This window comes from Novosphingobium sp. PhB165 (assembly GCF_004341845.1).
Taxonomy (GTDB): Bacteria; Pseudomonadota; Alphaproteobacteria; order Sphingomonadales; family Sphingomonadaceae; genus Novosphingobium.
In genome coordinates, this window is sequence record NZ_SLVB01000001.1 from 733,228 (window position 1) to 747,171 (window position 13,944).

At 65.6% G+C, this 13,944-nt stretch carries 16 protein-coding genes; 8 read left to right on the top strand and 8 right to left on the bottom strand.

Annotated features, from left to right (window positions below):
• Nucleotides 1-15: 15 nt before the first annotated feature.
• Together parE and EDF56_RS03575 are read right to left on the bottom strand one after the other, a co-directional pair.
• Entirely contained in the window at nt 16-2,025 is a 2,010-nt protein-coding gene (parE, locus tag EDF56_RS03570; protein WP_132385329.1) for a DNA topoisomerase IV subunit B, read from the bottom strand.
• A 133-nt stretch (nt 2,026-2,158) separates the two neighbouring features.
• Entirely contained in the window at nt 2,159-3,334 is a 1,176-nt protein-coding gene (locus EDF56_RS03575) for a penicillin-binding protein activator (protein ID WP_132385330.1), read from the bottom strand.
• 40 nt (nt 3,335-3,374) lie between these two features.
• Here EDF56_RS03575 and rsmI point away from each other — a divergent pair, with 40 nt between their 5' ends.
• The 5 genes from rsmI to aqpZ all read left to right on the top strand — a co-directional run bounded on the left by rsmI (nt 3,375) and on the right by aqpZ (nt 7,152).
• Nucleotides 3,375-4,202 carry a 16S rRNA (cytidine(1402)-2'-O)-methyltransferase gene (gene rsmI, locus EDF56_RS03580; protein WP_132385331.1) on the top strand — a complete coding sequence of 276 codons (828 nt, stop codon included), beginning with the start codon at nt 3,375-3,377 and terminating at the stop codon, nt 4,200-4,202.
• Nucleotides 4,203-4,212: 10 nt separating this feature from the next.
• The gene (locus EDF56_RS03585; RefSeq protein ID WP_132385332.1) at nt 4,213-4,575 is read left to right on the top strand and encodes a YraN family protein; all 363 of its coding nucleotides are present in this window, start codon (nt 4,213-4,215) and stop codon (nt 4,573-4,575) included.
• A 151-nt stretch (nt 4,576-4,726) separates the two neighbouring features.
• Nucleotides 4,727-5,713 (top strand): glutathione synthase, encoded by a 987-nt coding sequence (gshB, locus tag EDF56_RS03590; protein ID WP_132385333.1) that lies wholly within the window; start codon nt 4,727-4,729, stop codon nt 5,711-5,713.
• A 27-nt stretch (nt 5,714-5,740) separates the two neighbouring features.
• Nucleotides 5,741-6,364 (top strand): DedA family protein, encoded by a 624-nt coding sequence (locus EDF56_RS03595; protein WP_132385334.1) that lies wholly within the window; start codon nt 5,741-5,743, stop codon nt 6,362-6,364.
• 89 nt (nt 6,365-6,453) lie between these two features.
• Complete coding sequence (gene aqpZ, locus EDF56_RS03600; RefSeq protein ID WP_132385335.1) at nt 6,454-7,152, top strand: aquaporin Z; 699 nt, start codon at nt 6,454-6,456, stop codon at nt 7,150-7,152.
• A 46-nt stretch (nt 7,153-7,198) separates the two neighbouring features.
• On the opposite strand, the gene EDF56_RS03605 is transcribed toward aqpZ, so the two are convergent.
• The 4 genes from EDF56_RS03605 to rph all read right to left on the bottom strand — a co-directional run bounded on the left by EDF56_RS03605 (nt 7,199) and on the right by rph (nt 10,676).
• Nucleotides 7,199-8,095 (bottom strand): tyrosine recombinase XerC, encoded by an 897-nt coding sequence (locus tag EDF56_RS03605; protein ID WP_132385336.1) that lies wholly within the window; start codon nt 8,093-8,095, stop codon nt 7,199-7,201.
• Nucleotides 8,092-9,243, bottom strand: coding sequence for a radical SAM family heme chaperone HemW (gene hemW, locus EDF56_RS03610; RefSeq protein ID WP_132385337.1), 1,152 nt, complete (start codon nt 9,241-9,243; stop codon nt 8,092-8,094). Before hemW ends, EDF56_RS03605 begins: the two co-directional genes overlap by 4 nt.
• A gap of 9 nt (nt 9,244-9,252) precedes the next feature.
• A complete protein-coding gene (gene rdgB, locus EDF56_RS03615) occupies nt 9,253-9,882 on the bottom strand; it encodes an RdgB/HAM1 family non-canonical purine NTP pyrophosphatase (protein WP_132385338.1) in 630 nt (209 codons plus the stop codon).
• A gap of 77 nt (nt 9,883-9,959) precedes the next feature.
• Complete coding sequence (rph, locus tag EDF56_RS03620) at nt 9,960-10,676, bottom strand: ribonuclease PH (protein ID WP_132385339.1); 717 nt, start codon at nt 10,674-10,676, stop codon at nt 9,960-9,962.
• Nucleotides 10,677-10,774: 98 nt separating this feature from the next.
• Here rph and hrcA point away from each other — a divergent pair, with 98 nt between their 5' ends.
• From hrcA to EDF56_RS03635, 3 genes are all read left to right on the top strand, one after another.
• On the top strand, nt 10,775-11,818 hold the full coding sequence (hrcA, locus tag EDF56_RS03625; protein ID WP_132385340.1) for a heat-inducible transcriptional repressor HrcA: 1,044 nt from the start codon (nt 10,775-10,777) through the stop codon (nt 11,816-11,818).
• A 17-nt stretch (nt 11,819-11,835) separates the two neighbouring features.
• Nucleotides 11,836-12,399: a nucleotide exchange factor GrpE gene (gene grpE / locus EDF56_RS03630; RefSeq protein WP_132385341.1), complete on the top strand. Its 564-nt coding sequence runs from the start codon at nt 11,836-11,838 to the stop codon at nt 12,397-12,399.
• Between the two features lie 130 nt (nt 12,400-12,529).
• Complete coding sequence (locus EDF56_RS03635; RefSeq protein WP_132385342.1) at nt 12,530-12,784, top strand: glycine zipper domain-containing protein; 255 nt, start codon at nt 12,530-12,532, stop codon at nt 12,782-12,784.
• A 7-nt stretch (nt 12,785-12,791) separates the two neighbouring features.
• On the opposite strand, the gene EDF56_RS03640 is transcribed toward EDF56_RS03635, so the two are convergent.
• Both EDF56_RS03640 and EDF56_RS03645 read right to left on the bottom strand, forming a co-directional pair.
• Nucleotides 12,792-13,244, bottom strand: coding sequence for a vgr related protein (locus EDF56_RS03640; protein WP_243652412.1), 453 nt, complete (start codon nt 13,242-13,244; stop codon nt 12,792-12,794).
• A gap of 47 nt (nt 13,245-13,291) precedes the next feature.
• Nucleotides 13,292-13,936, bottom strand: a complete 645-nt coding sequence (locus EDF56_RS03645) for a copper chaperone PCu(A)C (RefSeq protein ID WP_243652363.1) — start codon at nt 13,934-13,936, stop codon at nt 13,292-13,294.
• Between the last annotated feature and the right edge of the window lie 8 nt (nt 13,937-13,944).

Consider the following 13,944-nt stretch of genomic DNA (forward strand, 5'->3'; position numbering starts at 1 on the left):
GTGCCCGCCTAAGCCTCACGCGTCGATCAGTTCCGGATCGATCTCGCCCGCGCGGTTCTGGATGAACTGGAAGCGGTGTTCGGGATTGCGGCCCATCAGGCGGTCGACAAGGTCCTTCACCGCCGCGCGGTCCTCGTATTCGGGGGGCAGGGTGATCCGGATCAGCGAGCGCGAGGCCGGGCTCATCGTCGTCTCGCGCAGCTGCTGCGGGTTCATCTCGCCAAGGCCCTTGAAGCGGCCGACTTCGACCTTCTTGCCCTTGAACACGGTCTTTTCGAGTTCCGCGCGGTGCGCATCGTCGCGGGCATAGGCCGAGGTCGAACCCGCCGTTAGGCGGTAGAGCGGCGGCTGGGCAAGGTAGAGGTGTCCGCGCCGCACGATGTCCGGCATCTCCTGGAAGAAGAACGTCATCAGCAGCGTCGCGATGTGGGCGCCGTCGACGTCGGCGTCGGTCATGATGACGATGCGATCGTAGCGCAAGTCGTCCGCGTTGCAGTCCTTGCGGGTGCCGCAGCCGAGCGCGAGGCCAAGGTCCGCGATTTCCTGATTGGCGCGGATCTTGTCGTTGGTGGCGCTGGCGACGTTGAGGATCTTGCCGCGGATCGGCAGAATTGCCTGCGTCTTGCGGTCACGTGCCTGCTTGGCCGAGCCGCCTGCCGAATCGCCTTCGACGATGAACAGTTCGGTCTCGCCATCGCCTTCACCCGAACAGTCGGTGAGCTTGCCGGGCAGGCGCAGCTTCTTGGCATTGGTGGCAGTCTTGCGCTTGACCTCGCGCTCCGCTTTTCTGCGAAGCCGCTCGTCCATGCGCTCCATCACCGAGCCGAGCAGCGCCTTGCCGCGCTCCATGTTATCGGTCAGGAAGTGATCGAAGTGATCGCGCACCGCCGCTTCGACAAGGCGCGCGGCCTCGGGGCTGGTGAGGCGATCCTTGGTCTGGCTCTGGAACTGCGGTTCGCGGACGAAGACGGAGAGCATGACCTCGCTGCCCGTCACCACGTCGTCCGGAGTGATGTCCTTGGCCTTCTTCGCCTGCCCCACAAGGTCCGCGAAAGCGCGGATGCCCTTGGTAAGCGCAGCGCGCAGACCCTGTTCGTGGGTGCCGCCATCCGGGGTCGGGATGGTGTTGCAGTACCAGGAATAGGAACCGTCGGAATAGAGCGGCCAGGCGATCGCCCATTCGACGCGGCCCTGCTCGGAGCCGTCATCGCCGCGCGGGAAATCCTGCGTGCCGGAGAAGAACTGCGTGGTCACGCATTCGCGGCCGCCGATCTGCTCGGCCAGATGGTCGGCCAGGCCGCCGGGGAACTGGAACGTCGCCTCTGCCGGCACCTCTTCGGAAGTGAGCGAGGGTGCGCATTTCCAGCGGATCTCGACGCCCGCGAAAAGGTAGGCCTTGGAGCGGACCAGCTTGAAGAGGCGGGCAGGCTTGAATTTCTGGTCGCCGAAAATCTCGGGATCGGGCGTGAAGGTCACGGCCGTACCGCGCCGGTTGGGCGCCGCGCCGACTTTCTGGAGCGGACCAAGCGTCTGCCCGCGCGAGAATTCCTGCGCGAACAGTTCCTTGTTGCGCGCAACTTCGATGCGGGTCTTCACCGAGAGCGCGTTGACCACCGAGATGCCGACGCCATGGAGGCCGCCCGACGTGGCATAGGCCTTGCCGGAAAACTTGCCGCCCGAGTGCAGCGTGGAGAGGATGACCTCCAGCGCCGACTTGCCGGGGAACTTGGGATGTTCGTCGACCGGGATGCCGCGTCCGTTGTCGGTGATGGTGAGGCGCCCGGCGGTGCCCGGCTCCTCTTCCAGAGTCACTTCGATACGGTTGGCGTGACCGGCAACGGCCTCGTCCATCGCATTGTCGAGCACTTCGGCGGCAAGGTGATGCAGCGCGCGCTCATCGGTGCCACCGATGTACATGCCCGGACGGCGGCGGACGGGCTCCAGCCCCTCCAGCACCTCGATCGCGGAACCGTCATAGGTTTCCCCTGCGGCGGAGGGGAGCTTGTCGAAGAGGTCATCGGACATGGGCGGACTATAGGCAGGCCCGGAATCAGCGATCAAGCAGGCGCTTGCGCTTATCCGCAGGGGTTTGGTCGAATGGAGAAGAAAAAGGGAACAGAATGCGGAGGCAGCCGGCCGAGGGTGCCTCCGCTCGCGATTATTTGCCCTTGGCGAACCCGGTCGGCGCCGCGTCGATCACCTTGACGCCGCCGCTCTCCACCGCGCGCACTTCCAGCGCGCGCTCGATCAGACCGTTGCGGTTGAAGCGGAAGGCACCGTCGACGCCCAGGAATCCGTCGGGCGCAAACATGTCCGCTGTGGGGAAGATCGCTCCCGGCTTCCATGTGCGCGAGACGCGGAGGGTCAGCAGCACCGCATCGTAACCGAGCGTGGCGATGCGGAAGGGCTGGGCGCCGAACCGCGCGCGGTAGCTCTTGGCAAACTGGCCGAAGCGGGTGTCCGACACTGTGGCGAACCAGGCGCCGTTCAGGGCCGGAGTGGTCGTCAGCTCCTTTTCGCCGCTCCACAGTTCGGTGCCGAGCAGGCGGACCGTGCCGGTGCCGCCTCCGGTGCGGAACGTGGTGGCGGCGCGTGAGGAGAGGCCGCCGCTGTCGGCGATCAGCAGCGCGCCGAAGCCGCCCTTGGCCTTGATGCGCGTCGCTGCCGCGCTGATCGAGGCGGCGGTGCGGTCATAGGGCTCCATGGCCAGCACAGTGCCGCCACTGGCGCGTACCGACGCGAGCAGGGCACTGCTCACGCGTTCGCCATACTCACCGCGCGGAACCAGCGCCGCGAAGCTCGAAACGCCTTGCTGACGGGCATAGGCCACCGTGCGGGCGACCGACTGGCCGGGCAGGTTGCCGATGATGAAGACTTCGCTCTCGGCGGCTTTCTCGTCATTGGAGAACGAGATCAGCGGCACTCGCGCAGGCCGGGCGACCGCGCGCACGGCGGCGATGTCGTCGGCGAGCAGCGGGCCGAGGATCAGCTTGTTGCCGTCGGTTACCGCGCGGCGCGCGGCCTCACCGGGGTTGGTCCCGGTGTCGTAGACGGTGATCCGCAGGTCCTTCGCGCCGGTATCGAGGATCGCCATGTTCGCCGCATTGGCCAGCGACTGGCCGACCCCGGCATTGGGACCCGTGGTGGGCACGAGCAGGGCCACGCGGTGGCGCTCGGTATCGGTGGCGACGACGTTGTCGCTGGGAGCGGGCGTTGGTGCGGGAGCAGGCGCGGGAGCCTTGGGAACGACCGCGCAGCCCGCAAGCAGTGCCATGGCGGCCCCGGCCAGAAAATTACGCCGATTGGGTCGTCCATTCAGGCTCTTGTCGAACATTGCTTGCCGCTCCCGCAGTCCTTGGGCCATGAGGCCGATAATGGAAAACAGTCTTTCGCCAGGCCTCTACATAGTGGCAACCCCCATTGGCAACCTTGGGGACATTACAGTCCGCGCCGTAGAGACGCTTCGGGGCGTGAGTGCGGTCGCTTGCGAAGATACGCGGGTTACGGGCAAATTGCTCCACCACCTGGGTATCAAGCAGCGCCTCATCCGCTACGACGATCATGCCGGGGAGGGGGACCGCGAGCGGCTGCTTTCACTGATGGCAAACGAGCCGGTGGCGCTGGTCAGCGATGCCGGAACTCCGCTGATTTCCGACCCCGGCTACCGTCTGGTCCGCACCGCGCGTGAACGGGGAATTGCTGTCACCAGCCTGCCGGGCGCCAATGCTGCGGTCATGGCGATGACGCTCTCCGGCCTTCCCAACGACCGCTTCCTGTTCGCCGGTTTCCTGCCCAACAAGACCAAGGCGCGCGAAACCGTGCTGGGCGATCTGGCCCGCGTTCCGGCGACGCTGGTGTTCTACGAAACCGCGCCGCGCCTTGAAGATGCGCTGGGCGCTATCGATTCGGTGCTGCCGGGCCGCGAAGTGGCGGTCGCGCGCGAACTGACCAAGAAGTTCGAGGAATGCCGCAGCGGCACGCCGCAGGAACTGATCGCGCATTATGCCGCGCATCCGCCCAAGGGCGAGATCGTGCTGCTGGTCGGCCCGCCCGGCGACGAGCCGATGGGGGAGGTCGACGTTGATGCGCTGCTCCGCGCCGCGCTGCAGGAAGCCAAGCCCTCGCAAGCGGCGGCGAGCGTGGCCAAGGCTACCGGGCTCGATCGCAAGACCCTCTATGCCCGCGCGCTGGAACTGAAGTGAGCGCCATTCGGTGAGCGAGCGGCGCGCAAGGGCGGAACGGCAGGGCCGACGGGGCGAGGCGCTGGCGCTCTGGTACTTGCGCCTGTCGGGCTGGCGGATCCTTGCCGTTCGGGTGAAGACGCCGCGCGGCGAAGTGGACCTGGTGGCGCGGCGCGGCCGGGTGCTCTGCTTCGTCGAAGTGAAATGGCGCGCCCGCAAGGCCGATCTCGACCATGCCATCGATGGCTATCGGCTGCGGCGTGTCGCGGCGGCCGCCGAAGCGCTTGCGCCGCGCTATCAGAAGCCCGGCGACAGCCTCAGGATTGATGTCCTGCTGCTATCGCCGGGGTGCTGGCCGCGACGGATTGCCAATGCCTGGCAACCTTTCGCGTGACAGCGGGGGGTAGGAAGTCCGGTATCGATCGAAGAAATAGGGCGAGGAACGGCGACGAAATTATTCGCACGGCTTGCCGAATTTCATTAAGCCTCCGCCCCGTAGTTCCCCCCGTTATCCTCCCCCAGATTCTCCCGAGGAACCGAATTCCATGAGCCTACGCGTCGCCATCCAGATGGACCCGCTTGAGACGATCAACATCGCGGGCGATTCGTCCTTTGCCCTGATGCTTGCTGCGCAGGAGCGCGGGCATACTCTGTTTCATTATGACGTGCGGACCTTGGCCTACGACGCCTCCGAAGGCACGGGCGGTCGGCTTACCTGCTGGGCCGCGCCGGTCGCCGTCCAGCGCGTCGAAGGCGCGCATTTCACGCGCGGCGACTATCGCCTGATCGACCTTGCTGCCGATATCGACGTGGTGCTGATGCGGCAGGATCCGCCGTTCGACCTTGGCTATATCACTGCCACGCACTTGCTCGAACGCCTTGCCGGGCGGACTCTGGTGGTCAACGATCCCGCCTCGGTCCGCAACGCGCCTGAGAAGGTCTTCGTTCTCGACTTCGCGCGCTTCATGCCGCCGACCTTCATCGCCCGCCGTATCGAGGACGTGCGCCTGTTCCAGCAGCGCAATATCGAGGCCGGTTTCGGCGGCGATCTGGTCATCAAGCCGCTCCACGGCAATGGCGGCAAGGCGGTGTTCCGCGTGCCTGCCGACGGCAGCAACCTTGGCGCGCTGATTGAGATGTTCGAGAACGCCTGGGTCGAACCGTTCATGGTCCAGCCCTTCCTTCCCGACGTTTCGGAGGGCGACAAGCGGATCGTGCTGGTCGACGGCGTGGTGGCGGGGGCGATCAATCGCCGCCCCGGCGCGGGCGAATTCCGCTCCAACCTTGCAGTGGGAGGCTCGGCGGAGGCGACCGAACTCACTTCGACCGAAATGGAGATCTGTGCGGCGCTTGGCCCTGAACTCAAGGCGCGCGGACTGGTATTCGTCGGCATCGACGTGATTGGCGGAAAATGGCTGACCGAAATCAATGTGACATCGCCCACGGGTATCGTCGCGATAGACCGATTCAACGGCACAGATACCGGAGCACTCATCTGGGAAGCCATCGAAATCCGCCACGCGGCGATGTGACCGTAAGCCTGCCCCGGGAATGCCGCCATGGATGAATGGGTAATCCACCTTATCGAGGGTGGTGGCTACTGGGGCATCGCTTTCCTGATGGCGCTGGAAAACCTGGTGCCGCCGATTCCGTCCGAACTCATCATGGGTGTCGCCGGGATCGCGCTGGCGCGCGGGACGATGACGTTCTGGCCGGTCCTGCTGGCCGGGACATTGGGTTGCACCGTGGGCAACTACATCCTGTTCCTCATCGCGGACCGGCTTGGCTACGAGCGGTTGCGGCCGCTGGTCGACCGCTGGGGGCGCTGGCTGACGATGGAATGGCATGATGTCGAGCGGGCAGGGCATTTCTTCCGCCGCCGCGGCCACTGGGTCGTCTTCGTTATGCGCTTCATGCCGATGTTCCGCACGATGATCTCGATTCCGGCGGGTCTCGCGCATATGCGGCGCGTGCCGTTCCTCCTCTATACGGCTGCCGGAGCGGCGGTCTGGAACACGCTTCTGCTGATGGGCGGACAGTGGCTGGGACGCCGTTTTGCGGAGGCCGGGCAGTGGATCGGCTGGGGTACGCTGGTGCTCGCGATAATGACGCTCTGCTGGTATCTCTGGCGTGTCATGAGCTGGAAGCCGACCGGCCAGAATCCCCTTCATGTAAAAAAATGAAGTCGGATATCGGCTTAGTGTAATTCCCAGCTATCCTGCTTAAGCATACTGACGTATTCTTCCCCCGCAACCATAGGGGAGCAGGCGTTATGTCCAAGAGACTGGCAGCTGAATTCTTCGGTACCTTCTGGCTTGTTTTCGGAGGCTGCGGTTCTGCAGTCCTCGCAGCGGCCTTCCCTCAACTTGGCATTGGATTTGCCGGCGTCGCACTGGCCTTCGGGCTTACAGTGGTGACAATGGCCTATGCGGTCGGCGCGATTTCCGGCGGGCACTTCAACCCTGCGGTGTCGTTCGGCATGGCCGTTGGCGGCCGGCTCGACTGGAAAGACCTGATCCCCTACTGGATCGCCCAGGTCATCGGCGCCATCGTGGCGGCAGCGGCGCTCTTCGCGATCGCTTCGGGTAAAGCGGGGTGGACCCCCGGCGGCTTTGCCACCAACGGCTTCGGCGATCTTTCGCCCGGTGGTTATTCGCTCCACGCGGCGCTGCTGATCGAGACGATCCTGACGGCGGGCTTCATCATCGTCATCCTTGGCTCGACCTCCAGGATAGCACCGGCCGGATTCGGCCCGCTGGCCATCGGTCTGGCGCTCACGCTGATCCACCTGATCTCGATCCCGGTCACCAATACTTCGGTGAACCCGGCTCGCTCGACCGGCGTGGCACTCTTCGCGGAGACGGCAGCACTCAGCCAGCTCTGGGTGTTCTGGGTGGCTCCGCTGATTGGCGCGGCCATCGGTGCGCTGATCTGGCGCTTCCTGCTGGCGCCCGACGAAGGCGCGATCTGAATGGGCTGACGCAGGGGGCCATGTGCCCCCTGTTCCCCCCCGATTTCTACCCCTGCTCGCGCGGATGGGCATTGCGGTAGACATCAAGCAGCGTCGCCGCGTCCACTTTCGTATAGATCTGCGTCGAGCCAAGGCTCGCGTGGCCGAGCAGTTCCTGAAGGCTCCTCAGATCTGCCCCAGCACCCAGCAGATGCGTCGCGAAACTGTGGCGCAGGGCATGCGGCGTCGCGGTGGAGGGCAGGCCGAGCGCGATGCGCGCGCGCGCCATGGCCTTCTGCACCATGCCTTGCGACAACCCGCCGCCTTTGGCGCCACGAAACAGCGGGCCGCTGCGCTCAAGCGGCCAGGGGCACTTGCCCACATAGTCCGCGACCCCTTCGCGCACCACCGGCAGAAGCGGCACGACCCGCTGCTTGTTACCCTTGCCCGTGACCGTGATCGTCTCCCCGAGCGGCATGGCCGCGCCGGTCAGCGAGAGCGCCTCGGCAATGCGCATCCCGGCGCCATAGAGCAGCAAGAGCACTGCACGATCACGTGCGCCGATCCACTCCTCGCGTGCGTCTTCCTCCACGGTAGCCGCGAGATTTACGGCCTCGTCCGGCGTGACCGGGCGGGGAATGCCCTTCTTGATACGCGGCCCCCGGATACGCGGCCCGGCGCGTTCGGACACGCCTGCCTGCGCGCGGGCGAAAGTGAGGAAGGCCTTGATGGCGGATAGTTCGCGTGCGGCCGAGACATTACCGATCCCGTCCTCGCGCCGATCCGCGAGATGGCGACGCAAGGCGGCGGCATCGACGCGGGTCAGCGCATCCCAATCGGGTGCTTCAAGGCTGTCAATCAGCCGCGCGGCAGTGGCGATATAGGCACGGCAGGTGTGCGGACTGCGCCGCCGGGCGTGGACGAGGTGGCTGCCCCAGGCTTCGAGCAGGTCCGCCTTGGTCATGTCTCGACGAGATCGGCGGGCACCAGTTCGGCGAGCAGGCCATCGAGCAGTGCCATTCCGGCCTCGGTCACGATCAGGCGCTTGCCCTCGCGCCGGACGAGGCCCTGCGTTTCGTAGAAGGCGGCCTTGGCATCGTCGCACAGTTCGGCGGCGGAAAGGCCGAAGCGGGACGCCATGGCATCAAGATCGACGCCTTCGCCAAGGCGCAGCCCCATCAGCATGGCTTCGCTCGCCTGCTCGCGGCGGCCGAGTTCGCGGGTTTCGTTGATGCCGTGGGCGGCGCGGTCGATCGCTTCCAGCCAGTTCTCGGGCTTGCGATGGCGCGTGGTGGCCACGCCGCCGCGCCGTCCATGCGCGCCGGGGCCGATGCCGCAATAGTCCTGATAACGCCAGTAAGCGAGATTATGGCGGCTTTCCTCGCCCGGACGGGCGTGGTTGCTGATCTCATAGGCCGGAATTCCGGCAGCGGCCGTCATCTCGCGCGTGAGGGCGAACATGTCGGCCGAGGCATCCTCATCCAGCGGCTCGAACTCGTGCTGACGCACCATCGTCGCGAACTTGGTGCCCGGCTCAATGGTCAATTGGTAGAGCGAAAGGTGCCCAGTGCCGTAGGAGAGCGCGCGTTCCAGTTCCGCACGCCACTGGTCGAGGTTCTGTCCCGGCCGCGCGTAAATGAGGTCGAAGCTGACGCGCACAAATTGCTTTTGCGCCACGTCGAGCGCCTTCAAACCCTCGCTGGCATCGTGCAGACGACCGAGGAATCGCAGTGTCTCATTATCCAGCGCCTGAAGCCCGAGTGACACGCGGTTGACGCCCGCCCCCGCCAGTGCGGCATAGTTCGCCGCTTCTACCGAGGAGGGATTGCCCTCCAGCGTGATCTCGATGCCCTCGTCAAAGCCCCAGAGCGTCTCCGCTTCCTCAAGCAGCCGCGCCACGAGGGCAGGGGGCATCAGTGAGGGCGTGCCGCCGCCGAAGAAGATCGACGACAGCTTTTCTCCGCCTGCGATTTCATGCTCGCGCCGCATGTCGGCCAGCAGGCCCGCCTGCCAGCGATCATGCTCGACCCGCTCGCGCACATGGCTGTTGAAGTCGCAATAGGGGCACTTTGCGAGGCAGAACGGCCAATGAATATAGAGTGCGCGGGCCATGACAGGTCTTTACGCGGCAAACTGCTCCGCGACCAGCTTGGCGAAGGCGTCGGCGCGGTGGCTGATGCGGTCCTTGTCCGCGGGATCGAGTTCGGCGAAAGTCATCTCGAAGCCATCGGGCACGAAGATCGGATCGTAGCCGAAGCCCATCGTGCCGCGCGGCGGCCAGGTCATCGTGCCGTTGGAACGGCCCTCGTAGACGGCCTCTTCACCATCGGGCCAGGCAATCGCGAGGACGCAAGAGAACCAGCAGGAGCGATCGACGTCCGGGCCCTGTTCGCACAGCAGCCCCTCGACTTTGCCCATTGCCATGAACCAGTCGCGGCCCTTGGGACCTTCGAACCACTGACGCTCGGCCCAGTCTGCGGTGTAGACACCGGGGCGCCCGTCCAGCGCGACCACGGAGAGGCCGCTGTCATCGGCGAGCGCCGGCAGCCCGGACGCCTTCGCGGCGGCATGGGCCTTGAGCAGCGCGTTCTCGACGAACGTCGTACCGGTCTCTTTCGGTTCGGGCAGGCCAAGCTCGCCCGCCGACACGCATTCGAGCCCATGGGGCGCGAGCAGAGCCGAGATTTCCTTCAGCTTGCCCGCGTTGTGCGTGGCGATGACGAGGCGGGTGTTTCCGAGCTTGCGGGTCATGCTCTGCTTCCGATGTACTTAAATTCCGTCGCCCCGGCGCGTGCGCGGGGCGACGGAATGTCGTGGGGGGAGGTAACTTAGCGTCCGACCGCCTTGGCCTGCGCGGCGAAGATGCCGTCGCAGCCGATGCGGGCAAGGCGCAGGAGGCGCAGCAGGCCCTCTTCGTCGTAAGTCGCGCCTTCGGCGGTTGCCTGTGCTTCGGCGATCATGCCGCCTTCGATGAGCACGAAGTTGGCGTCGGCATCGGCGGCGCTGTCCTCGACGTAATCGAGATCGAGCACCGGCGTACCCTCGCAGATGCCGCAGGAGATTGCGGCGACGCGGCCGGTGATCGGGTCTTCCTTGATCTTGCCTTCAGCCATCAGCTTGTCGACGGCAAGGCGCAGGGCAACCCAAGCGCCCGAGATCGAGGCGGTGCGGGTGCCGCCATCGGCCTGAAGCACGTCGCAGTCGAGCACGATCTGGCGCTCGCCGAGCTTCTTCATGTCGACCACGGCGCGCAAGCTACGGCCTATCAGGCGCTGGATTTCCTGCGTGCGGCCGGATTGCTTGCCCTTGGCGGCCTCACGCGAACCGCGCGTGTGGGTGGCGCGGGGCAGCATCGAGTATTCGGCCGTTACCCAGCCTTCACCCTTGCCGCGCAGGAACGGCGGCACCTTTTCCTCGACCGAAGCGGTCACGAGAACGCGGGTGTCACCGAAGGAAATCAGCACCGAACCTTCGGCGTGCTTGGTGAAACCGGTCTGGATGTCGATAGCGCGCATCTCGTCGGGCGCACGGCCGGAAGGTCGCATGGAATTTCCTCTGCTCGAAGTCGGATCGTGAATTAACCCGGTGCCCCTAGGCGGAATAGGCTTGAGGCCGCAAGGGCATTGCCTAAATTGTAAGCGAGATGCCGAGCCAACCGATAACCGAACTGACCTCCCGTGCCCGGGACATTTTCCGCCTTGTCGTGGAGGGATACCTTGCGACCGGAACCCCGGTGGGCTCGAAAGTCCTCGCGGGGACGAGCGGGGTAAATCTTTCCTCGGCCTCGATCCGCTCGGTTCTGGCGGACCTCGAATCGCTGGGCTTGCTGGCCGCGCCACATACAAGTGCGGGCCGCCTGCCGACCGAGGCGGGGCTGAGGCTCTTCGTCGACGGCATCATGCAAGTGGCCGAACCCACGGCCGAGGAACGCATGGCGATCGAAAGCCGTATCGCCGCGCCGGGCCCGATCGAGGCGGCGCTGGAGGCGACCAGCGCGCTGCTGTCCAGCATGTCGTCAGGCGCGGGCGTGGTCATGGTGCCCCGGCGAGAACCGCGACTCGTCCAGCTTCAGCTCGTCGAACTGGGGCCGGGCCGGGCATTAGCCGTTCTGGTGGGTGAGGACGGCGCAGTGGAGAACCGCGTGCTCGATTTGCCGATGAGCTTGCCGCCGGGCGCGCTGGAAGAAGCCTCCAACTACCTTTCGGCGCATCTGGCCGGGCGGACGCTTGCCGAAGCGGCGCGGAGCATGCGTGCGGAGATCGCCTCGGGCCATTCCGCGCTCGACGCGGCGAGCCGCGATCTCGTGGAGCGCGGCCTTGCCGTCTGGAGCGAGGATGTCATGCATCGCCCGGTGTTGATCGTGCGCGGTCAGGCCAACCTGCTCGACGAAACGGCACTGTCCGATCTCGAACGGGTACGCTCGCTGCTCGACGATCTCGAGAACAAGCAGTCGGTGGCCGAGCTGCTGGACATCGCGCGTGAGGCCGATTCGACGCGCATTTTCATCGGGTCTGAAAACCGGCTTTTCGCGCTTTCCGGCTCGGCGGTGATCGCCTCGCCCTATCGCGACCGGGAGGGTCGGGTGGTCGGAGTGGTGGGGGTAATCGGCCCGACTCGGTTGAATTATGCGCGCGTCGTCCCCATGGTGGACTTCACTGCCCAGAGCCTGGGCAAGCTCATCGGATAGCTTGGAACCAAAGAAGAATGACCGAAGAAAAAACCCAGTCGGCAGAAGAATCGGCCGTGGCCGAAGAACTGAAGGGTGTGCCCGAGGACATGATCGACAAGGCAAGTGCTGGCGACGAGGTCGCAAAGCTGCGCGAGGAACTCGAAACGTCCAAACAGGACGCGCTCTATGCGCGCGCCGAAACCCAGAACGTACGTCGCCGCCTTGAAAAGGACATTGCCGACACCCGCGCCTATGCCGCGACGGGCTTCGCGCGGGACATCCTTTCGGTTGCCGACAACCTTGCTCGCGCGCTCACGGCGATTCCCGCCGAACTGCGTGAGGATGACAAGCTGAAGAGCCTTGTTGCGGGCATCGAGGCGACCGGGCGCGAGATCGACAAGGTCTTCACCAACCACGGCATCACACGAATCGCCGCGATGGGCCTGCCGCTCGATCCCAACCAGCATCAGGCTATGATCGAGGTTCCCTCGGCCGATGCGGAGCCCGGTACCGTGGTGCAGGAACTCCAGGCCGGTTACATGATCAAGGACCGCCTCCTGCGCCCGGCCATGGTCGCCGTGGCCAAGAAGCCGGACTGATAGACTACCCTTTGCGGCCCGCCCTCCTCACGACGAGCGGGGGCGGGTCGTAGACAATTCGCGCGGCGGACAGGAACCGTCCGCCAGGCGGCCCGTTGCTCAGGTATGAAACTGATTCGGGAGAATTGTCATGCGTAAGCTCATGCTTCCCATCATTGCTGCCGGCGTGCTCGGCATGGCCGGATGTGCCAGTAACTACGGCGGCGAAGGCGCTTTGGCAGGCGGTGCGCTGGGTGCCGGTGTCGGTGCGATTGCCGGTAATGCCGGTGCGGGCGCGGCGATAGGCGCGGCGGCCGGTGCTGCGGTGGGTTCGACCCAGAAGAAGCACAACGGCTGCTATCGCTACGACCGCGACGGCAACCGCTATTGGGATCGCGATTGCTGATCGCGGTTCAGGACGGCGCGCCGAAGGGCAGTATCGCCCGGTAGCTTTCCAGGGATGGCGCGCCGGCGATCTGCTCTCCTCGCGCCAGCAGGAAGGCATGGCGGACGATCTCGGCCTGCTGCTCGATGCCGTAGCGTTCCAGCTTCCAGCCCGGACGCAGCGCATAGTCGTAGCGGCATAGCGGGTGACGCATCAGCGGAAGGTACCATCGACCCTTGCGCTGCGTCTGCCAGACATGAACCATTTCGTGGATGAAGAGGCCCTGCAATGGCAGCGAGGCCTCAGCAAAATCGTCAACATAAAGCGGTGAGCGTGGGTGGAAGTGCAAATGCCCGCAAGGCGCCATGACGACGTGCGGCGGCTGCACAGGAAACCAGCGTCGCCGCTTTATGCGAACCGGCGCACAGTCGATCGCGGCGCTGAAGACCGAGGTGATGAGCGCCGCCTCCCCCGCCGTCAGCCCGCGTTCTCCGCCGGCTGGACAGGTGGGGGCGGCACCCGGGACGGTCAGTGGCCCATTCCCGGCATCGACCCCATCGCGGCGTCGCCCTTGTCGCGATCGCCGTGATTGCCGTGTCCGGCCCCGGTCCCGGCATCGCCGCTCGGCATTGCCATCGGGCCCATGCCGTCCATGTCGTTGCCGTCGGCGGCACCGCCCATGGTGTCGATCATCACCGGCATGGTCAGCTTCTTGCCATTGGAGAAGGTCAGCACGAGGTCGGTGGTGAGGCCCGGCTTGAGCCCCCCTGAGATATCGAAGACCATCACGTGGAGACCGCCGGGTGCGAATTCGATTTCGGCGCCCGGGGCGATGGGCAGCGAATCGACCGCCTTCATCGTGCCGCCGCTGGTTTCGTGCATCTGCGCGCTGCCCGCGCCGGTAACTTCGATGGAAGTCAGCGCCACAGGTGCCGAGCCGTCATTGCGCACGGTGAAGTAGACCGCGCCCGGACGACCGGGAATCGGCGGCAGGACCAGCTTGCCATCGCGTGCGGAGATGCCGGTGCCCGCCTGCGCAGCCGCCGAAGTGGCGGTGCCGTCCTGCGGATTCGAGGCCTCCTGCTTGCAGCCGGCCAGCGTCACGATCAGGGCGGCGGCGATCAGGCTCAGCGTACGGCTCTTGTCGACGTTCATGTTCACGCTGATGTTCAAGCTGGGCA

Excerpts from the sequence above, each read along its gene's own strand:
- aqpZ (WP_132385335.1), top strand. The coding sequence starts at position 6,454 with ATGTCCAAGAGACTGGCAGCTGAATTCTTCGGTACCTTCTGGCTTGTT.
- grpE (WP_132385341.1), top strand. The coding sequence starts at position 11,836 with ATGACCGAAGAAAAAACCCAGTCGGCAGAAGAATCGGCCGTGGCCGAA.
- parE (WP_132385329.1), bottom strand. The coding sequence starts at position 2,025 with ATGTCCGATGACCTCTTCGACAAGCTCCCCTCCGCCGCAGGGGAAACC.
- hrcA (WP_132385340.1), top strand. The coding sequence starts at position 10,775 with ATGCCGAGCCAACCGATAACCGAACTGACCTCCCGTGCCCGGGACATT.
- EDF56_RS03595 (WP_132385334.1), top strand. The coding sequence starts at position 5,741 with ATGGATGAATGGGTAATCCACCTTATCGAGGGTGGTGGCTACTGGGGC.
- hemW (WP_132385337.1), bottom strand. The coding sequence starts at position 9,243 with ATGGCCCGCGCACTCTATATTCATTGGCCGTTCTGCCTCGCAAAGTGC.
- EDF56_RS03635 (WP_132385342.1), top strand. The coding sequence starts at position 12,530 with ATGCGTAAGCTCATGCTTCCCATCATTGCTGCCGGCGTGCTCGGCATG.
- rsmI (WP_132385331.1), top strand. The coding sequence starts at position 3,375 with ATGGAAAACAGTCTTTCGCCAGGCCTCTACATAGTGGCAACCCCCATT.
- EDF56_RS03575 (WP_132385330.1), bottom strand. The coding sequence starts at position 3,334 with ATGTTCGACAAGAGCCTGAATGGACGACCCAATCGGCGTAATTTTCTG.
- rph (WP_132385339.1), bottom strand. The coding sequence starts at position 10,676 with ATGCGACCTTCCGGCCGTGCGCCCGACGAGATGCGCGCTATCGACATC.
- gshB (WP_132385333.1), top strand. The coding sequence starts at position 4,727 with ATGAGCCTACGCGTCGCCATCCAGATGGACCCGCTTGAGACGATCAAC.
- rdgB (WP_132385338.1), bottom strand. The coding sequence starts at position 9,882 with ATGACCCGCAAGCTCGGAAACACCCGCCTCGTCATCGCCACGCACAAC.
- EDF56_RS03605 (WP_132385336.1), bottom strand. The coding sequence starts at position 8,095 with ATGACCAAGGCGGACCTGCTCGAAGCCTGGGGCAGCCACCTCGTCCAC.